At 57.5% G+C, this 16,730-nt stretch carries 15 protein-coding genes and 1 pseudogene; 7 read left to right on the top strand and 9 right to left on the bottom strand.

Annotation, left to right across the window (positions count from 1 at the left end):
* Positions 1 to 11: 11 nt before the first annotated feature.
* From ACURWW_RS00200 to ACURWW_RS00230, 7 genes and pseudogenes are all read right to left on the bottom strand, one after another.
* The gene (locus tag ACURWW_RS00200; protein WP_445614991.1) at positions 12 to 461 is read right to left on the bottom strand and encodes a hypothetical protein; all 450 of its coding nucleotides are present in this window, start codon (positions 459 to 461) and stop codon (positions 12 to 14) included.
* Between the two features lie 16 nt (positions 462 to 477).
* Positions 478 to 762: a methyltransferase family protein gene (locus ACURWW_RS00205; protein ID WP_445614992.1), complete on the bottom strand. Its 285-nt coding sequence runs from the start codon at positions 760 to 762 to the stop codon at positions 478 to 480.
* Between the two features lie 27 nt (positions 763 to 789).
* The gene (locus tag ACURWW_RS00210) at positions 790 to 1,248 is read right to left on the bottom strand and encodes an ATPase (protein ID WP_445614993.1); all 459 of its coding nucleotides are present in this window, start codon (positions 1,246 to 1,248) and stop codon (positions 790 to 792) included.
* Positions 1,249 to 1,299: 51 nt separating this feature from the next.
* Entirely contained in the window at positions 1,300 to 3,849 is a 2,550-nt protein-coding gene (locus ACURWW_RS00215) for a heavy metal translocating P-type ATPase (protein WP_445614994.1), read from the bottom strand.
* 156 nt (positions 3,850 to 4,005) lie between these two features.
* Positions 4,006 to 4,755 carry a ZIP family metal transporter gene (locus tag ACURWW_RS00220; protein WP_445614995.1) on the bottom strand — a complete coding sequence of 250 codons (750 nt, stop codon included), beginning with the start codon at positions 4,753 to 4,755 and terminating at the stop codon, positions 4,006 to 4,008.
* A 34-nt stretch (positions 4,756 to 4,789) separates the two neighbouring features.
* Positions 4,790 to 5,149, bottom strand: a pseudogene (locus ACURWW_RS00225) (efflux RND transporter permease subunit); the annotation flags it as partial.
* Between the two features lie 818 nt (positions 5,150 to 5,967).
* The gene (locus ACURWW_RS00230; protein ID WP_445614996.1) at positions 5,968 to 6,456 is read right to left on the bottom strand and encodes a hypothetical protein; all 489 of its coding nucleotides are present in this window, start codon (positions 6,454 to 6,456) and stop codon (positions 5,968 to 5,970) included.
* Positions 6,457 to 7,094: 638 nt separating this feature from the next.
* On the opposite strand from ACURWW_RS00230, the gene istA reads away from it, so the two are divergent.
* Complete coding sequence (gene istA, locus ACURWW_RS00235) at positions 7,095 to 8,276, top strand: IS21 family transposase (RefSeq protein ID WP_445614997.1); 1,182 nt, start codon at positions 7,095 to 7,097, stop codon at positions 8,274 to 8,276.
* The gene (locus tag ACURWW_RS00240; protein ID WP_445614998.1) at positions 8,273 to 8,479 is read left to right on the top strand and encodes a hypothetical protein; all 207 of its coding nucleotides are present in this window, start codon (positions 8,273 to 8,275) and stop codon (positions 8,477 to 8,479) included. The genes istA and ACURWW_RS00240 overlap by 4 nt, the downstream gene beginning before the upstream one ends.
* A gap of 69 nt (positions 8,480 to 8,548) precedes the next feature.
* On the opposite strand, the gene ACURWW_RS00245 is transcribed toward ACURWW_RS00240, so the two are convergent.
* On the bottom strand, positions 8,549 to 8,890 hold the full coding sequence (locus ACURWW_RS00245) for a DUF3147 family protein (protein WP_445614999.1): 342 nt from the start codon (positions 8,888 to 8,890) through the stop codon (positions 8,549 to 8,551).
* Positions 8,891 to 9,008: 118 nt separating this feature from the next.
* Between ACURWW_RS00245 and ACURWW_RS00250 the strand changes: the two genes are divergently transcribed.
* Genes ACURWW_RS00250 through ACURWW_RS00260 form a run of 3 tightly spaced genes read left to right on the top strand, consistent with a single transcriptional unit; the run spans position 9,009 to position 11,544 of the window.
* Positions 9,009 to 9,389 (top strand): BlaI/MecI/CopY family transcriptional regulator, encoded by a 381-nt coding sequence (locus tag ACURWW_RS00250; protein ID WP_445615000.1) that lies wholly within the window; start codon positions 9,009 to 9,011, stop codon positions 9,387 to 9,389.
* The gene (locus ACURWW_RS00255) at positions 9,386 to 10,348 is read left to right on the top strand and encodes a M56 family metallopeptidase (protein WP_445615001.1); all 963 of its coding nucleotides are present in this window, start codon (positions 9,386 to 9,388) and stop codon (positions 10,346 to 10,348) included. Before ACURWW_RS00250 ends, ACURWW_RS00255 begins: the two co-directional genes overlap by 4 nt.
* Positions 10,349 to 10,356: 8 nt before the next feature.
* Positions 10,357 to 11,544, top strand: a complete 1,188-nt coding sequence (locus ACURWW_RS00260; RefSeq protein ID WP_445615002.1) for a TolC family protein — start codon at positions 10,357 to 10,359, stop codon at positions 11,542 to 11,544.
* Positions 11,545 to 11,573: 29 nt separating this feature from the next.
* Here the strand turns inward: ACURWW_RS00260 and ACURWW_RS00265 are convergent, their stop codons facing one another.
* Positions 11,574 to 11,987, bottom strand: coding sequence for a hypothetical protein (locus ACURWW_RS00265; protein WP_445615003.1), 414 nt, complete (start codon positions 11,985 to 11,987; stop codon positions 11,574 to 11,576).
* Between ACURWW_RS00265 and ACURWW_RS00270 the strand changes: the two genes are divergently transcribed.
* Together ACURWW_RS00270 and ACURWW_RS00275 are read left to right on the top strand one after the other, a co-directional pair.
* Complete coding sequence (locus ACURWW_RS00270) at positions 11,988 to 13,619, top strand: efflux RND transporter periplasmic adaptor subunit (protein ID WP_445615004.1); 1,632 nt, start codon at positions 11,988 to 11,990, stop codon at positions 13,617 to 13,619.
* 11 nt (positions 13,620 to 13,630) lie between these two features.
* A complete protein-coding gene (locus ACURWW_RS00275; RefSeq protein WP_445615005.1) occupies positions 13,631 to 16,729 on the top strand; it encodes an efflux RND transporter permease subunit in 3,099 nt (1,032 codons plus the stop codon).
* Position 16,730: the final 1 nt, after the last annotated feature.

Genomic DNA, 16,730 nt, shown 5'->3' on the forward strand with positions numbered 1-16,730 from the left:
GAACCTGTCGTTTACTGATCCTGCGCTTGGTGCTCCATCATCTGCCCCATCATCATCTGCATCATTTGCATATGTTCTTGCATGTTCTCCATATGATTCTGCATCATTTCCATTCTTTCTTCCCTGCTCATGTTCTTCATGTCCTGCATCTTTTGCTGATTGTCGCCATGGCCCTGCATCATTCCGCCGTGCATCATCTGCATGCCCTCCTGCATGGCTTGCATGTGTTGCTCCATAAGTTCCTGTCGCTCTTGCGGGTCTTCGGTGGCCTTGATCTTCTGCATGGTTTGCTGCATCTTCTGCATGTGATCCTGCATCTTCATCATGTTTTCATGATTCATCATTCCACCCATCTGCCCCTGGGCAGTAGATGGTTTATCGCTCCCGTGGTCATGGTTTTGAGCGAGCGCCATGGGTGAAGCGATGAGGAAAACTAATGCACTCAATAGGTAAGCTTTCATATCCGACTCCTTGGTTTTACCGGTTGTGGGCGGTGGGTGAAGGTTTATTGATGTCATTGGCAATTGCGGGGATGAATGCCGGCGTTCTTCGCCTGTACTCCTCGTAGGCTGCTCCGAAAACAGTCAGCGTCTGTACCTCCTCCCGCTTGGCCAGCCGACTATAGACGACCACCAATATGGGAAACATGACGAGATTCAATAGCGTGGGCCACTGCAAGAGGAAACCAAACATCGTGGCCACTGCGATCAGACCTAGGGCCGCCAGGCTGCGCGGATTGCGGCTAAACAGCGAAGTGTTCATTAGTTTCTGAAGCTCTCGTATGGAAGGTTACAGATCGTTGAGGCGATTGGCTTGCTGTGCCAGGAGCATGGTCTCGTGCTCTTCCATCGTGAGCAGGTTCTCAACCAGTTCCCTGGCTCTCGGCGTGTCCATTCTCCCCTGTAAATAGCGATAGAGGTCGATGATCTGATTGTGAGTATCAAAAATACTCGCACTTATCTCATCGAAGTTCATCTGTGCGTAAGGTGCCGAGCACATCTTGTGCGGGTCGACGGGGGTGTGGCCCAGATAATCGTACACCCACGTGTGCAAGGCACCGGCGTTTGCTTCTTTTTCAAAGCGATCCACGGTTTGGGCAAGCACCTTTTCGTGCTCGGCAAGGTATTCCAGCAGCCACTTGGCACGTTGTTCTTCCTGCTTGGTACTGCAATGCTTGAAGCATTCGGCCAAGTGCTTGTGAGTTTTGCGGGTCCATTCAATAAGGTCTTGAAGCGTTTCAATTTTCATTCAGTAAACTCCATGTCGGTTCAGTGGATCAGGTGACGAGGCAGGTAACACTCAAGCGCCATAAGCTTCCGCCGGGGATGTAATCGATTTCGGATCTGAGGTCATTTCAGGCGATCCAGCGAATTGTCGCTTCAGCAACAGGGAGTTACCGATCACCGACAGAGAGCTGGCCGTCATCGCGACAACCCCGATCATCGGGTGCAAAAGACCCACCGCTGCGATCGGAATTGCGGCAGCGTTGTAGGCGCTGGCCCAGATGAGGTTCTGAACAATTTTTCTGAAAGTGGCTTTCGACAGCGCCATGGCTTCCACTACCCCAGTCAGTTCTCCACGCACCAGCGTAACGTCTGCCGCTTCGATGGCAACATCCGCGCCGGCGCCGATGGCGATGCCCACGTTGGCTTGCTTCAGGGCTGGTGCGTCATTGATTCCGTCGCCAACCATGGCCACGTGATTGCCATAGCGCGACTGGAGTTCCCGGACGGCGTCCACTTTGCCTTCCGGCAAGACTCCAGCCTGAACTTCATCAATTCCCACTTCCTCGGCCACCGCGCGCGCCGCCCGCTCGTTGTCACCGGTAATCATCACCACGTGCAGGCCGAGCTCGTGCATGCCGCGGATCGCCGCCTTGGATTCTTCCTTGATCGTGTCCGCTACTGCGACAATGCCGAGAGCGCGACGATCGCCGGCCACGATCACTGCCGTTCGACCGCGCGACTCGAGTTCCTGCAGCTGCGCATCGAGTTCAGCCAAGCCATCGACTCCCTCTTCTTCCAACAGACGACGATTCCCGATAAGAACAGTGCGTCCATTAACACTGCCGGATACGCCCCGCGCACCGGTTGAGCGGAAACCGCTGACTTCCCGCGGCTCGATCTTGCGCTCGCGGGCTCCGTCAACGATGGCTCGCGCAATAGGATGTTCGGAGGCGTTTTCAACTGTAGCGGCAAGCTCTAGCAGGTCGTTCTCGTCAATGCCGCTAGCCGCAACCACCTCGGTAAGACGCGGTTCACCTCGGGTGATCGTCCCGGTTTTATCCAGCACCATGACCTTGATGTCCTTGAAGGTCTGAATGGCTTCCCCGGAGCGAATCAGGATGCCCCGCTCCGCGCCGAGGCCCGAGCCCACCATCAAAGCTGTCGGCGTGGCCAGACCCAGTGCGCAGGGGCAGGCAATCACCAGCACGGCGACTGCAGCGAGAATGGCGATAACGGGAATACTTGCATCAGGATCCACCCAGGGCAGGAAGTCAGCGCCCCAAGACAGGATCGGTCTGAGGCTGTCGCCGGCCAGCAGCCAAACGATCAGGCTGCCAAGCGAGACGATCAACACCAAGGGTACGAAACGTCCCGTCATGCGATCAGCGAATTCCTGAATCGGCACCCGCGAGCCCTGGGCCTGTTCCACCAGGCGAATCACCTGGGAAAGGAAGGTATCACCGCCAACCCGCGTGGCACGTACGCGCAAACGACCTTCCTTGTTGATGGTGGCGCCGATGACGCTGTCCCCGCTTTGCTTGTAAACCGGAACCGACTCGCCCGTGGCAATGGACTCGTCGAGATGGCTTTCGCCGTCCACGATCTCGCCGTCGGTGGGAATCTTGTCGCCGGGGCGAATGACCATTACATCGCCCGGGCGCAGGTCTTTCACCGAAATCTCCACTTCACTGCCATCGCGTTCAACCCGCGCTGTTTTCGCGCCTAGTGTGAGCAGACGGCGGATAGCTTGCGAGGCACGCCCCTTGGCTTTCGCTTCGAGATAGCGGCCGAGCAGGTGGAAGGTCATGATGGTGGCGGCCATTTCAATGAAAGAGGTCATCGGGTAAATGAAACCCGCCAGACCAATGAAGTAAGGCGGCAGGCTGCCCATGGAAATCAGCACATCCATATTGAAGGTGCGATTGGTCAACGACCGCCAGGCGGCTTTGTGGGTGGCGGCACCGCCATAGAGAAAGACCACCGGAAAAGCCAGCAAGGCGACAATGGCCAAATAACCCGGAATCGCAAACCAGAACATTTCCACCATCATCAGAATCATGATCAGCGTGGTGGGAACAGCCGCAATCCAGAGGCGCTTCCAGGCCTGCTGAAAGTAGGCTTCCTCGATCTCCGCGTCTGCGCTTCTATCGTCCTCACCTTCGGTGCTGAACCGGGCCACGTCGTAACCCGCCCCTTCCACAGCCTGTTTGAGCTGATTGGGGTTGGGACCGTCTCCCTCGACGATCACTTCCACCCTGTGGTTGGCGATACTGGTATCCACCGCCTTCACGCCGGGCAGCCGCTGCAAGCTGGTGCGCACTATGCCTGCGCAATGGTCGGATCCCATGCCGGGGACGATCAACTCCACCCGGCGGCTTTCGTGCGCGCCTTTGGTGGCAGCAACCTCGTAGCCTGCCTTTTCCACCGCACTACGGATCACGTTGGCATCCAGATCGCCTGCCGCATAGTCCACCTCCACGCGGTGGGCGGCGATGTTGGTGCGCACATCCCGCACGCTGGGAATCCGTTTGAGCGAGCTGCTGATAATCCCGGCACAATGGTCGCTACCCATTCCCGGGACGATGAGCTGAGTGGTTTCCAACGCCTGGTGAGATTGGTTCATCTATGTTCCCTCGAGAACTGGTTGAGGCCGCAATTGGATCTACTCACAGGTTGCCTGAATCCGGCGCGCTTTATCTTGTTGCAGGTCAAGTGTCTGGCGAATAGAGACCCAATTGTTACCAATCTGACGTAGGGGACCGCTGAAGATCGTTGGGGATTAGCTCTGTCTCACCAGGCCACCGAGACCTGCCGAAACAAGAACAAAAAGGGAGAAGCCGCTGGCGAATGCCAGCACGGACCAATGGGTGTCTTCCGCGTTTTCGTGGGCTTCACTGAGCATGTCTTCCACTGCGGCGACTGCCAGCAAGCCACCTGCAAAAACCAGTACGGAGAACTGCCATGTTTCGCTCTGCTCTCTGAGCAGGTAGTAAGCCAGAACGGCGGCGAACAGTACCGGCACGGCGAAGAAGGCCGACAACGATAAGCGTTTTGCGCGAGAAAGATTGCTATCTTTCATGTTGGCGATGGTGGCGTAACCCTCCGGGACATCTGCCAGCACCTGCCCCGTCGCCAATACCAGCGCAAGTGAGAACGAGACCACTGAGCCAGTGCCGATGAGAATCCCGTCGGTAAACAGATCCACGCTGACGGCGACGTAGATCATCCACATTCCCTTGCCACTTCCGTGCGTCGCTCTGGACTGCAGGGACTCGACTCCCCGTTCGATGAGAACGTAAGTGGCCGCGCCGAGCAGAAAAGCCAAGGCGATAATCCAGGCGGCTATGCGCTCCAGCGCTTCGGGCATGATCTCCACGGCGATGACCGCGATGATAATCCCGGCGGCGCCATGCAGGGCTCGATTTAGCCAGCGTAGCGGGGTATGGCTGAACTCCGCCAACAGCCCGCCAGCGAAATTGCCGGCGGCAGGTAACGCCGCCAGCAGCAAGACCGTCCAAATGCTTTCCATGCCAAATATTCCTTAGCAGCCGATATTTACAGTCTCAAGGCAAGGATTCTGCCGCTTTCAGTCCTTCAGCTTCCTCGGGCCGACGATCTTTCGCGTGGGCCAATTGGTAGAGCAAGGGCAAAACCAGCAAGGTCAGGATCGTGGAAGAGATGATCCCACCGATAACCACGGTCGCCAACGGCCGTTGCACCTCCGCTCCGGTGCCGGTATTAAGGGCCATGGGCACGAACCCGAGGCTGGCCACCAGAGCTGTCATCAAGACCGGGCGCAAACGTATCAGGGCGCCTTCGACAACAGAGGTCGTCAACTCCCCGCTACTGCGCCAGCGCTCACGGATAAATGACAGCATGACAAGGCCGTTCAGCACCGCCACGCCTGAAAGCGCAATGAAGCCACGGCGGCATAATCGACGTTCATTCTTCCCCAGAAAAGGGAACTACATTTGTAGTCCAACTGCCGCGGTTCTATGCCCGGCAGTCAGCGATGAGCGGACGGCATTTTGATGCCGGGCCCTCCGCCTTGGCTAGGCACGCCTAGATTTGCTCTTCTCGGAAAGTCCCCAGCGAATGAGTCCCCAAAGCACCACCGCAAAAACAAGGGTGGGGCACCAGAGACGCGAGCATTAGCGTCGGGCCCTTGTTCAGACCTTGGTAAAAATCATTGAAAATGAGAACGTTGGATAGCGTGAGAATGAATTTATCCATTTACAATCAACGGGTTATCCCAACCTAAACTTCAATTCCAACTTGCGTGTCGATCTTTGAGCTACTTTTTCTCGAGCCCGCCAAAGATTTCTCTCAAGATGCATTCACAACTCTCCAAGAAGCAGTCGATCTGTTGCGTCAGCGCCTGTAATGGGTATTCACGTGTAGCCACTTGCGTGGATTACCACGTCTGGCTCGACCGATCCAGCGGGCAGTACCGCTAGTTTTACTGCCCGGATTAAGACCAGTCCTTTTGCGCCAGGCGTCTGGGATACCCGCCCCTTTTAGGTTGGCTGGTCTCATTAAAAAGTCATATAGAGCCGTAGCGCTCCAAATGTGGAATTTTTGCCTCAGTCTGAATGTAATGCTTGAACGGTAATGGTGGTAACGAATGCGCGAGTGGCGTTGCAGCTAGGATTTCACCTACCTGGTCGGCAAATCGCATAGGCCGCCAGCCTGCCGCCATGGGCCACACAAAATAGAACTCATTAGGTCGGGGGGCTAAGTCTCAGTGAAGCCATTTTTTTAGAATGATTCTCTCTACGAGTTCATCCCTGAAAAACCAGCATACCAGGCCATCAGAATAGGTATTTGCCTTAATGTCCGTTGCGTACCCAGACCTATTGCTATATACGGCCGCATCGCCACTTTCAACGGCATCAATCATTAGCTTGTATGCTTCGCCCCAAAAGTAGGATTCTTCGAGGATGAGGGGCTGGAGGATATCAGTGTGCTGGGTTAGTGGCGCCTCACCGAGAATCAATTGAGTGGCCACTAGGCGCCTCTTTTCATAATGCGCCTCCAAAAATGACGCCGGTATAAAAACGACGTACTCTCCATCGAGCCGATAATAGTAGTGAGGTTCGCTGAGCTTGGCTTTCACCTGATAATGCGTGGTATCGGTCAGATCCGCTTCGCGCTCTTGGAGGCAACCCGCACTCCCGTAGGACGGCATTGAAACAATGATGATCGCAACGACAATAATGGTCCGCAGCATGCATCCCCCACCTCTTCGGTTGTTTCAAATGGTGGTGGGCCTCGAGCCCGCCTCCATAAGCTAGATGCTAAAAATCACAAATCATCAGGCGAACCGCCGCAGATAGCTCCGACTCCCACAACATCAGACGCGGTGCAGTACCAGTCGTTGCAGCTTTGGACGCGAGCCTGCCCATCGGCGTTTAGCCCGTTCGCGACGTAAATATTGCTATCTGTGATGTTCGTAAAATCAGTATATCAGCCAGTGGCCATGCTCCAAAGATCTAACTCGAAGTAATCAGTATCAATGTCCCCTTCCTCCCAGTTAAGGTAGGCGTCTACTTTTTTGGGGGAGGTTTCATCCCGGCCTTCCCCTTACTGGTTACACGAGCGCCATAGCGAAAATCGAACTTCTGTAGTTTTGGGTTATGTGGCTTTTTCTCCTTGGATTTTTGGATTTCGTGAAGCTTTTGCTTTGCCTCTTCCTGTAACGTCACCTCCGATTCCGGTACCGAGTTCTCAGCTTAAACGACCATTTGGCAAAGTTTCTCACGAACTGTGTCAGCACCGGTGCTAAAAGACCGTAAATCACCGGCTTAGATTGTCCTCCCAACCCAAATGGGGTTTCCTTAAAGGTGACCAAACCCAGAGGAACCCCCAATGTTGAGTCGAGAGGACTTCTACATGATAAAGCAACTGCGAAAACAAGGGGCCCACATTGTGGACATCGCCCACCGGATTGGCTGTTCGGACCGGACCGTTCGACGCTACCTGGCACTGCCGGCGCCCAAGACTGGACGCCCCAAGCAACCGCGGAGCAGCAAGCTTGACCCGTACAAGCCGTTTATAGACCAGGAGTTGGCCGAGGGGGTCTGGAACGCGGAGGTAATCTTCCAGAAAATCAAGGGCTTAGGCTATCCGGGCGGAGTCACATTGCTGCGCGATTACATCCAACCCAAGCGAGCCTTGCGCCCCAGCAAGAAGACCGTGCGTTTTGAGACAGCTCCCGGACAGCAACTCCACCATGACTGGGGTGTGTTGGACACGCGGATTGCCGACCAACCGTGTAAGGTTCACATCGCCGTCAATGTGCTGGGCTACTCCCGCCGATTCCACGTCTGGGCGGCGCCTTGCGAAGATGCCGAACACACCTATGAGTCCTTAGTTCGCGCGTTCCGCCACTTCGGCGGTGTGTCCAAATCCGTGTTGGTCGACAACCAGAAGGCAGCTGTTCTGCGGCACAGCGCCGACGGCACGGTACGCTTCAACGAGGGATTCCTGCAACTGGCCCACCACTACGGTTTTACCCCCAAGGCCTGCCGTCCGCAACGGCCTCGCACCAAGGGCAAAGTGGAACGGATGGTGGGCTATGTCAAAGACCACTTCTTTCAGCGCTATCGGCAGTTCGACAGCTGGGCTCACCTAAACCAGTTGTTGGAACACTGGCTAGCCGCGGTCGCCGATCGACGGGTTCTTCGGCAATTCCAGCAATCACCAAACGAGCGCTTTGATAAAGAACGCCCGGCGCTCGAAGTTCTCCCAAGGGCGGACTTCGACACCAGTTACCGGGACGTTCGCCAAGTGGGCTGGGACGGCTACATCGAGGTGCGAGGCAACCGTTACAGCGTGCCGGAAGGCAATTGCGGCCAAGGGGTCAGCATCCGAATCAGCCTGGATGACGACCTGCGGGTTTACGACAGCAGCAGCGCCCTGATTGCAGAGCACCGCCTGAAGCCCAAACATCACGGTTGGCAGACGCAGCCAGCACACCACCAACCCCTGTGGCAGTCGACCTGCGTACAAAAACGCGAGCTCAGTGCCTACGAGGAGGTCCTGTCATGAAGCTGGAACAACTGCTGGATCGCCTCAAAATGGACCATCTCCACGACTCACTGGATACGCTGTGCGAACACGCCAGCAAAGCCGACCTCAACTACCGGGAGTTCCTGGATGGCGGCTTCGGGAAAAATGGCACTTTTTACGACCATTTAGCAAAGATTCTCACAGGTCGTGCACAAAACCGGGTTACACCGATCTCACGTTAAGTCATGCATTTCAGCAATTCAGCTTTTCCAAATCTCACCTTCAATGAAAATTACCACAAAGGTGTTCCACTACCCGGCTACAGTTTTCATAATGAATTGGTGGAGGAAGTATCCGGCAACGAGCAAAATTAGACCGCAGCCATAGCTGATCCAGAAATTTATGCTCCACTTTTCAATGAAGAAAAACGGGACGAAGAACAACCAGGAAATCGGCACGGCAAAGATAATGCTGCGGGCGTATTGTGCGGTTGTCTCTGGGTCCTGGTACTGGAGATAGCTGAAGGCGATTGCCAGAATAGAGACTAGCGGCAAGGCTGTAATAAAGCCCGCCAGCTCCGGCTTTCGACCCGAGAGCCAGGATGCAAAAGCGATGACACACGCGGCGATCGCAATTTTAAGAATGCTGAACACAGGATCCCCCCTCTTCTGTCGTAAGCCTCTGTTCGGAGCCTCTCATAGAAAAACACCGATTGACAATCGGTTTTTTGGCTCCCACAATCACTCATCGATTCTTTCTAGCGTGGGCAGCATGAAAATTCCAAGACTCGGCGATCTTGAAGTGGCGGTGCTCGACTGCGTCTGGGCCGAAGGAAGCGTCTCAGCCAAAGATGCACACCGCCTCGTGGGCGACAAGCGCGGCATTTCCCTCAATACCGTCCAATCCGCGCTGGAACGGCTCCACCGGAAGCACTTGCTCAGCCGTTCCAAGCAGAGTCACGCCTATCTCTATGCTCCAGCGATCGAGCGCGAGCAGGTCATGGCTGCGCTAATTAACGAGGTGCTGGGCCGTTTCGGAGGCGATGCTCCCACATCAGTGGCGGCCATTCTCAATGCCACCGAGCAGCTCGACGAGGCGAGCCTGTCATTACTTGAAGCGGAAATCCAGAATCGGCGGGAGCGTTCAGTTTGACTGGTCTACTGAGCTTCGCCTGGTTACTGCTGCTACTGGCCGTGGCGGGCTGGGTCTTCGCCACTGCACTGCTCCCCCTGCTGATTCCGATCGGTCTATCGTCGCGAGTCGGCCCAGCAGAGCGACGCCGGCGCCTGTGGCTCCTCGCCGCCCTCCCCTGGATTCTTCCTCTGACCCTGGTGCTCTCTGCACTCCTGCTTGCGGCGGGCCAGCGGTTCGGGTTTGTCCATGACCATTGCCTGCTTCACGGCCCAGGGCACCCTCACTTGTGCCTGACGCATCTGCCCAGCTTGTTTCTGAGCTACCCGGAGTTCGCTGCCGCCGGATTGTTGGGAACTTACTTTCTCCTACTGTGCACTCGCTTTGCGACTCGAGAGAGCCGTCAGGCTCACCACATCGGGACGCTGGCGGGACTATCCAGTCGGGCCCGGGGCTGCCTGCATATACTCGACGACAATCGGGTCATTGGCTTCGTTGCCGGGCTTCGTAACCCGGCCATATTTTTGTCCCAAGGGCTTTTGGACTCGCTCGGGCCGCGCGAACGGCGCATCGTCGTCGCTCATGAAGCGGCACACCTGCGCCATCGCGATCTACAAAAAAGATTCGCTTTCGAATTCTTTCTTATGCTGCACCTGCCCTGGACAGCTAGTCGGCTCCGTATGCAATGGCGCCGCGCCATTGAAGAGCATGCCGACGATCAGGTGGCTCAGCGCTTCGGAGCCTTGGATGTCGCGAGCACCCTCCTTGCGGTGAGCAAGTCAGGTGGTTTCCAACCGAGGGTCGGTCTTTCTGTGGCCGGGACCAATCCCGCCGAACGTATTCAGCGATTGCTGACACCAGCAACCCACGGAGAGCCTGTTCTGTTTCGATGGTTGTACCTCGCGGCCTTGGCAGCGATGGGTGCTGCGATTTTTGGTGGCCACCACCAGGTGGAAACTCTGCTTGGACTGGCTATTTGAGGATGCTCATGCGTTTGTCGGTTTTCATTCTATTCCTGTTGTGTTCTCTGGCGCAGGCCGAAGACCTTACTGAAACACAAGCGGTACAGAGAGGCATGGTACGGCTTGAGGAAATCTTTGAAACCCAGCGTCGCGAAGCACTGGGACGTGCAGCTGCCGCCGGACGCTGGGACAACCCGGAAATTGAATATTCTCGAGAAGCAATCGATCTCGCCGGAGGGGACAGCGAAGAACGATTCTTCTGGATTCGGCAACCCCTGGACCCAAGTGGCCGCAAGGGCTTGCAACGTGAAGCGGCCCGGCAGCAAGCACAGGCAGACATCGCTCACGCAGAACTGAATCGTCGCGATCTGCAGGCGGATATAAGGCTGCGTTTTTATCGTGCCGTGGCAGCCGCCGACGAAAGCGGAATAGCCGGCGATTACCGGGAACGGCTGCAAGAATTGACCGAATTCACCCGTGAACGCTTCGAGGCCGGGGATGCCTCCCGCTACGACCTGATGCGAATGCAGCGAGAGCTGGCGCTGGTCAACAGCCAATGGTTGCAAAGCAGTGCTGCAGCGCGGGCGGCGAAACAAACATTGTTCGCGCTCATCGGCGGCGAGCCGGGCGAACCAGCGGGGCAACTGTTACCGCCAGCTGTCGAGAACATCACGGTCGACAGTCTGCTCCGCCAGCACCCGCGGCTGCGAGCACTGAAAGCGGAAGCCGAGAGTGAAAGCCTGAACGCGAAAGCGGCGAGGCGCAAGAAGTGGCCCGAGATCACCGTGGGTGTTGGACGTCGCGAAGTGGAGGAAGCGGGCTTTGAAAGCGATGGCGATACCGTTTCCCTGGGCGTCGAGGTGCCAATCTTCGACCGCGGTCGGGGTGAAGCACAGGTCGCCGAAAGCCGCGCCCGTCAACGCGGCCTCGAGTATGAATTGGCGGCGACGACTCTGGCCGCTGACCTGCGCTCAGCGCTCGAGAGTCTGCAGGCTCAACGAGGAGCTGCTCGTGGCCTGGAGAATACGCTCGCGGACGGAGCCACCAGTCTCAGCGCCATCGCCGAAGAGGCTTACCAGGCCGGAGAGCTGAGCACCATGGAATTGATCGACGCCTACCGTAGTGAGATGGATTTGCGGCGCCGCTTCATCGAACGGGCACTCGATGCCCGGCTGACTTTTATTGAAATTCAACGTTTGAGGGAAGAGCCATGAAATATTTCTTGATCCTTTTTACCGCGCTTTTAGTCTCCGCCTGCAGCGAATCTCCTGAGGAAACGCCAGCCGCTGGCTCGGCTGCCGACGCAAGTCACGCCCACGATGGCGATGCACACAGCCACGAAGGCGGCGAAGACCATGCCCATGACAGCTCCGAAACCGAAGTTTTTTACGGTGATCAGGCGGAGTCCGCCAGCGAAGTCGGGACAGCCGGTGGCCCGAGCGTGACGAATCTCGACCACGAACACGATGAATCCTCCGACCATCACCACGAACAGATGAACAGCGGGGACAGCCACAGCGAGGAAGACGCACACGAGCATGAGAGTGCCGATCATCACCACGAGGAAGGTGCCGAAGATCACCACCACTAAGCATACCGGCGAGTCAGACAACCAGGGTGCAGGGATGCGCACGATAATGAGATTGAACCGATTCACATGATTTTTCCCAGCGCTTGTCCCGCAAACATATTTGCAAACACAAACCTGAAGCAGAAACCGGTTTTACGCAGGTCTATCCAACGCTGCATCGGCCTTGGCTTGCTGGCACTGGCCGTGGCCGGGTGTGATCAGGGGGCCACCACCGACGATCACGGGCACGCCCATTCGCCATCCGAAGCCGCTCATGGCGACGACCACGGTGGTGGTGGGTCGCTGGTATACACGAATTATACCGACCAGACGGAACTCTTCGTCGAATTCCCACCCCTGGTTACGGGACAAGCGTCCACCTTCGCCGCTCACCTCACTCGCCTCTCCGATTACGAACCGCTGCGCTCTGGCGTTCTCGATGTCATCCTGAGCCAAAACGGAAATACAGTCGCGCGCTTTCGGGTACGCGAGCCGGCCCGAACGGGCATCTTCACTCCCGCAGTCACTCCCCGCGATAGCGGCGACTTCGAGCTGGCGATAGAAGTGACAACGGGAAATCTAAAGGCCCGCCATGAACTGGGTACCGTCACGGTGTTCTCGACTCAAGAGGCTGTTGCGATCAATCGGCCGGAACCCGAAGGCGACATCACTTACCTGAAAGAGCAGCAATGGGTGAACCCCTTCGCTACCCAGGTCGCCCAGCAACGGCCGCTCCGCCCTTCCGTACCGGGTTTTGCCACGGTACTGCCACCTGCGGATGCCAGTGCCCTGCTCCGCGCGGCAGCGGACGGTTATTTCAGCAGCGCGGAATTGGTGACAGCCGGACAAAAAGTCGAGAGCGGTGAAAACCTTGGCTTCATCGTTCCCCGCCTCGGTGCCGGTGAAGACATCGGCCAGCTGACTCTGGCAGTGGAACGGGCCCGCTCCCGGGTGGCACTTGCCCGTCAGGACGTGGAAAGACTGGAAGGCTTGTTCCAGCGTGGCGCTGTGCCGGAACGCCGGCTAGTCGAAGCGCGGGAGAATCTGGAAGTGGCGCAGGTGGAGCTGCAAACCGCACAGTCCCGATTGAACCAGCAAGCCGGCGGTAGCGAGAAAGCCGGCATCGCCTTGCGTGCACCGATCGCAGGCGAGGTAACCAGTGTTAGTGTGCGGCCCGGCTCCTATGTGAAAGCCGGCGACGCCCTGTTCAGCATTGCCGCCCCCGATCGTCGCTGGCTGGAAGTTCGCGTGCCCGAACGTTATGCCTCGAGATTAACCAGTGCCAGCGGTGCGTGGCTCGAGCAGGAAAAAGGAACGCTGATTCTCGACGCCGACACGGGTGCGCGCGTTGTACAAACCGATACCGTCATCGATCCGCGTTCCCGGACGGCAAGCGTGAGTCTTGAATACCCCACCAGCCAGGGGCCGACCCTGATTGGTTCACGGTTCGCCGCTCATGTCTTTGCCGGCGACCCAAGGCCCATGCTTGTCATCCCCCGCTCCGCGGTCATCGACGATGCCGGGCAGACAGTGGTTTACGTACAGACCAGCGGCGAGACCTTCGAGCGACGCCCCGTGACTTTGGGAATCAGCGACGGCGATTACTTCGAGGTGCAAAGTGGCATGCAGGCAGGCGAACGCGTAGTCTCTAATGGTGCTTACTACGTGAAGCTGGCCACTGTCGGCGGTGACGCCGTTGGCCATGGCCACGCGCATTAAGGGGCCAGCCGATGATTGATGCCGTTATTCGCTGGTCCCTTCACAACCGCTTGCTGGTACTCGCGGCCGGATTGCTGTTGCTGATCTGGGGCGGCTGGACCGCCAGCCAGTCCCCGGTGGATGTGTTCCCGGATCTGACCGCACCGGTGGTTACCATCGTCACGGAAGCCCACGGAATGCCGCCGGAAGATGTGGAGCGCCTGGTTACGTTTCCCATCGAAACGGCCATGAACGGCGCCAGCGGGGTACGCCGGGTACGGTCGAGCACCGGCATCGGCATCAGTGTCGTCAACGTTGAATTCGACTGGGGCACCGATATCTACCGCGCCCGGCAAATCGTCTCGGAAAAACTGCAAACCACCCGCGCTGATCTGCCCCCGGATTTGCCCGCCCCGGTGCTTGCCCCGGTGACGTCCATAATGGGCGAGATCATGTTCGTCGCTCTCACCTCCGAAAGTCACGACGAGATGACTTTGAAGACCACGGCGGACTGGGTTGTGCGTCCACGCCTGCTGGCGGTACCGGGCGTAGCCGAAGTGATTCCCATCGGCGGCGAGACCCGTCAATACCAGGTAATTGCCTCGCCCGAACGCCTGTCGGCCTACGGGGTTTCGCTCGACGAACTGCGAGATGCCATCGCCAACAGTAACAGCAACGCCTCGGCAGGTTTTCTCAGTGAGAACAATCAGGAGTTTTTGATCCAGGGCCTGGGGCGCGTTCACACTCTCGAGGATATCGCCCAAGCCGTCGTTACGCAGCGGGACAACAATCCGGTACTTGTGCGCGATGTGGCCGACGTCGTGATCGGTCCCGCACCGCGTCGCGGTACTGGCTCCTACAACAATCAAGCGGCGGTGGTGCTCGGTATTCAGAAGCAGCCAGACACCAACACTCTTGCGCTCACCAATGAACTGGACCGGGCGATTCAGAGCGTCGCGACCACCCTTCCCGACGGCATGCAAATCGAAACCAATGCCTTCCGTCAGGCGGACTTTATCAATACGTCGATTGGTAACCTGGGCACTGCGTTGCGGGATGGCGCCATTCTGGTGGTGGCGATCATGTTTGTCTTCCTGCTCAGCGCCCGCGCCACTGGCATTGCTCTACTGGCTATTCCCTTATCGCTGCTCACTGCGGTCTTGGCTATCCGTTGGCTAGGCGGAACCCTGAACACCATGACCCTGGGCGGTCTCGCTATCGCCCTGGGTGCGCTGGTGGATGATGCCATCATCGTGGTGGAAAACGTCACCCGACGACTCCGCGAAAACGCCGCGATGGAGCAGGCCCGGCAGGCCTCCGCTTTGCAAGTAGTCTCGAAAGCTACACGGGAAATCGAGGGCTCGATTGTTTTCGCCACGCTGATCATAATTTTGGTGTTTCTGCCGCTGTTTTTTCTCAGTGGTGTGGAAGGCCGTCTGCTCCAGCCGCTCGGCCTTGCCTACGTCATTTCGCTCGCGGCGTCTCTTCTAGTGGCCATCACCATTACGCCGGTGCTGTGCTATTTCGCCCTGCCCGGCAGCAAGGCGGTTCGTGAAAATCACGATACGCGACTCGTGAGCTGGCTCAAGACTGCTTACCGGCCGATGCTGTTGTGGTCCATTGCTCATTGGCGAACCGTAATCGGCAGCGCCTTCGCTTTGCTGATCGTTTCCCTCGTCGCCCTGTTTATTGCCGGTCGCAGTTTTTTGCCGGAGTTCAATGAAGGCAGTTTGACTGTAAACGTGGTGACACTGCCCGGTACGGCGCTGGAAACATCTGACGACATCGGCAGCCGGGTGGAAGCCATTTTGCTGTCGCAACCGGAAGTGGTCGCCACCACACGGCGCACCGGGCGCGCCGAGCGGGACCCCCATGCGCAACAGGTTTTCGCTTCAGAGATCGAAGTGAATCTGCGAATGCGCGAGCGCGACAAGGAAGAACTGCTCGCCACTCTGCGCAGTGAATTCGAAACCTTGCCCGGTACCAATGTAGTTATCGGCCAGCCGATATCTCACCGTATCGATCACATGCTTTCGGGTACCCGAGCCAACATCGCCATCAAGATCTTCGGGGATGATCTCCATGGCCTGCGCAGCCTCGGCCAGCAGGTCGAATCCTTGGTGGCGGAAATTCCCGGCGCCGTCGACGTAGCCATGGAAGAGCAGGCGGAGATACCGTTCGTCTCAGTTAAATTCAACCGTTCCGCATTGGCGGACTACGGGCTAAGCATGGCGCAAGCGGCAGAAGCGCTGGAGACGGCGTTCACCGGCAGCACCGTCGGTCGCGTGGTGGAAGGTCAGGCGAGTTTCGACATGGTCCTGCGTTTTTCCGAGCGCGCCCGTGAAAACCTGCAGACGCTGGAAGAAACCATGCTCACTCTGCCCTCGGGTGCGATCGTACCTATCGCTGCCCTGGCGGAGGTTCAGCGGACTCGCGGAGCCAACACCATCAGCCGCGAAGATGTGCAACGCAAGCTGGTGGTAATGTCCAATGTGGCCGGCAGGGATCTGGTGAGCGTGGTAGACGATATTCGCGCGGCGGTGGATCAGAGCATCGAACTTCCTAGTGGTTATTACATCGAGTACGGCGGCCAGTTCGAAAGTGCAGAGAGCGCCGGGCAGCGTTTGCTCATGCTCAGTGCAATCATAATCTTCGGTATTTTCTTTCTGCTGGTGACCGCCTTCGGCTCCGTGCGCGACGCCGGGCTGGTCATGCTCAATCTTCCGCTGGCATTGATCGGCGGCGTAGCGGGTGTCTGGATCATTGGCGGCACACTGTCCATCGCCGCCGTGATTGGTTTCATCACTCTATTCGGTATCGCCACTCGCAATGGCGTGATTCTCGTCGATCACATCGGTCGTCTGATGAGCGACGAAAGAGTACCCATTCGCGATGCTGTGATCCGCGGCGCCGAAGAGCGGCTCCTGCCAATTTTGATGACAGCACTGGCCACAGCGCTGGCGCTTGTGCCCTTGGCGCTCGCCGGCGGTGAACCAGGCAGTGAAATCCAAGCACCGATGGCGGTGGTGATTCTGTGGGGCCTGCTCAGCTCGACGGCCTTAAACATGTTGGTGGTGCCGGTTGCCTATCTGCACTTTAGAAGAAAACCTTTCGGCAGCATGGTCGAGTGAC

It is taken from the genome of Gilvimarinus sp. F26214L, assembly GCF_054401055.1.

Coding starts and splice junctions, on each gene's coding strand:
- istA (WP_445614997.1), top strand. CDS start 7,095: ATGTTGAGTCGAGAGGACTTCTACATGATAAAGCAACTGCGAAAACAA.
- ACURWW_RS00250 (WP_445615000.1), top strand. CDS start 9,009: ATGAAAATTCCAAGACTCGGCGATCTTGAAGTGGCGGTGCTCGACTGC.
- ACURWW_RS00240 (WP_445614998.1), top strand. CDS start 8,273: ATGAAGCTGGAACAACTGCTGGATCGCCTCAAAATGGACCATCTCCAC.
- ACURWW_RS00200 (WP_445614991.1), bottom strand. CDS start 461: ATGAAAGCTTACCTATTGAGTGCATTAGTTTTCCTCATCGCTTCACCC.
- ACURWW_RS00275 (WP_445615005.1), top strand. CDS start 13,631: ATGATTGATGCCGTTATTCGCTGGTCCCTTCACAACCGCTTGCTGGTA.
- ACURWW_RS00220 (WP_445614995.1), bottom strand. CDS start 4,755: ATGGAAAGCATTTGGACGGTCTTGCTGCTGGCGGCGTTACCTGCCGCC.
- ACURWW_RS00215 (WP_445614994.1), bottom strand. CDS start 3,849: ATGAACCAATCTCACCAGGCGTTGGAAACCACTCAGCTCATCGTCCCG.
- ACURWW_RS00230 (WP_445614996.1), bottom strand. CDS start 6,456: ATGCTGCGGACCATTATTGTCGTTGCGATCATCATTGTTTCAATGCCG.
- ACURWW_RS00260 (WP_445615002.1), top strand. CDS start 10,357: ATGCGTTTGTCGGTTTTCATTCTATTCCTGTTGTGTTCTCTGGCGCAG.
- ACURWW_RS00205 (WP_445614992.1), bottom strand. CDS start 762: ATGAACACTTCGCTGTTTAGCCGCAATCCGCGCAGCCTGGCGGCCCTA.
- ACURWW_RS00270 (WP_445615004.1), top strand. CDS start 11,988: ATGATTTTTCCCAGCGCTTGTCCCGCAAACATATTTGCAAACACAAAC.
- ACURWW_RS00210 (WP_445614993.1), bottom strand. CDS start 1,248: ATGAAAATTGAAACGCTTCAAGACCTTATTGAATGGACCCGCAAAACT.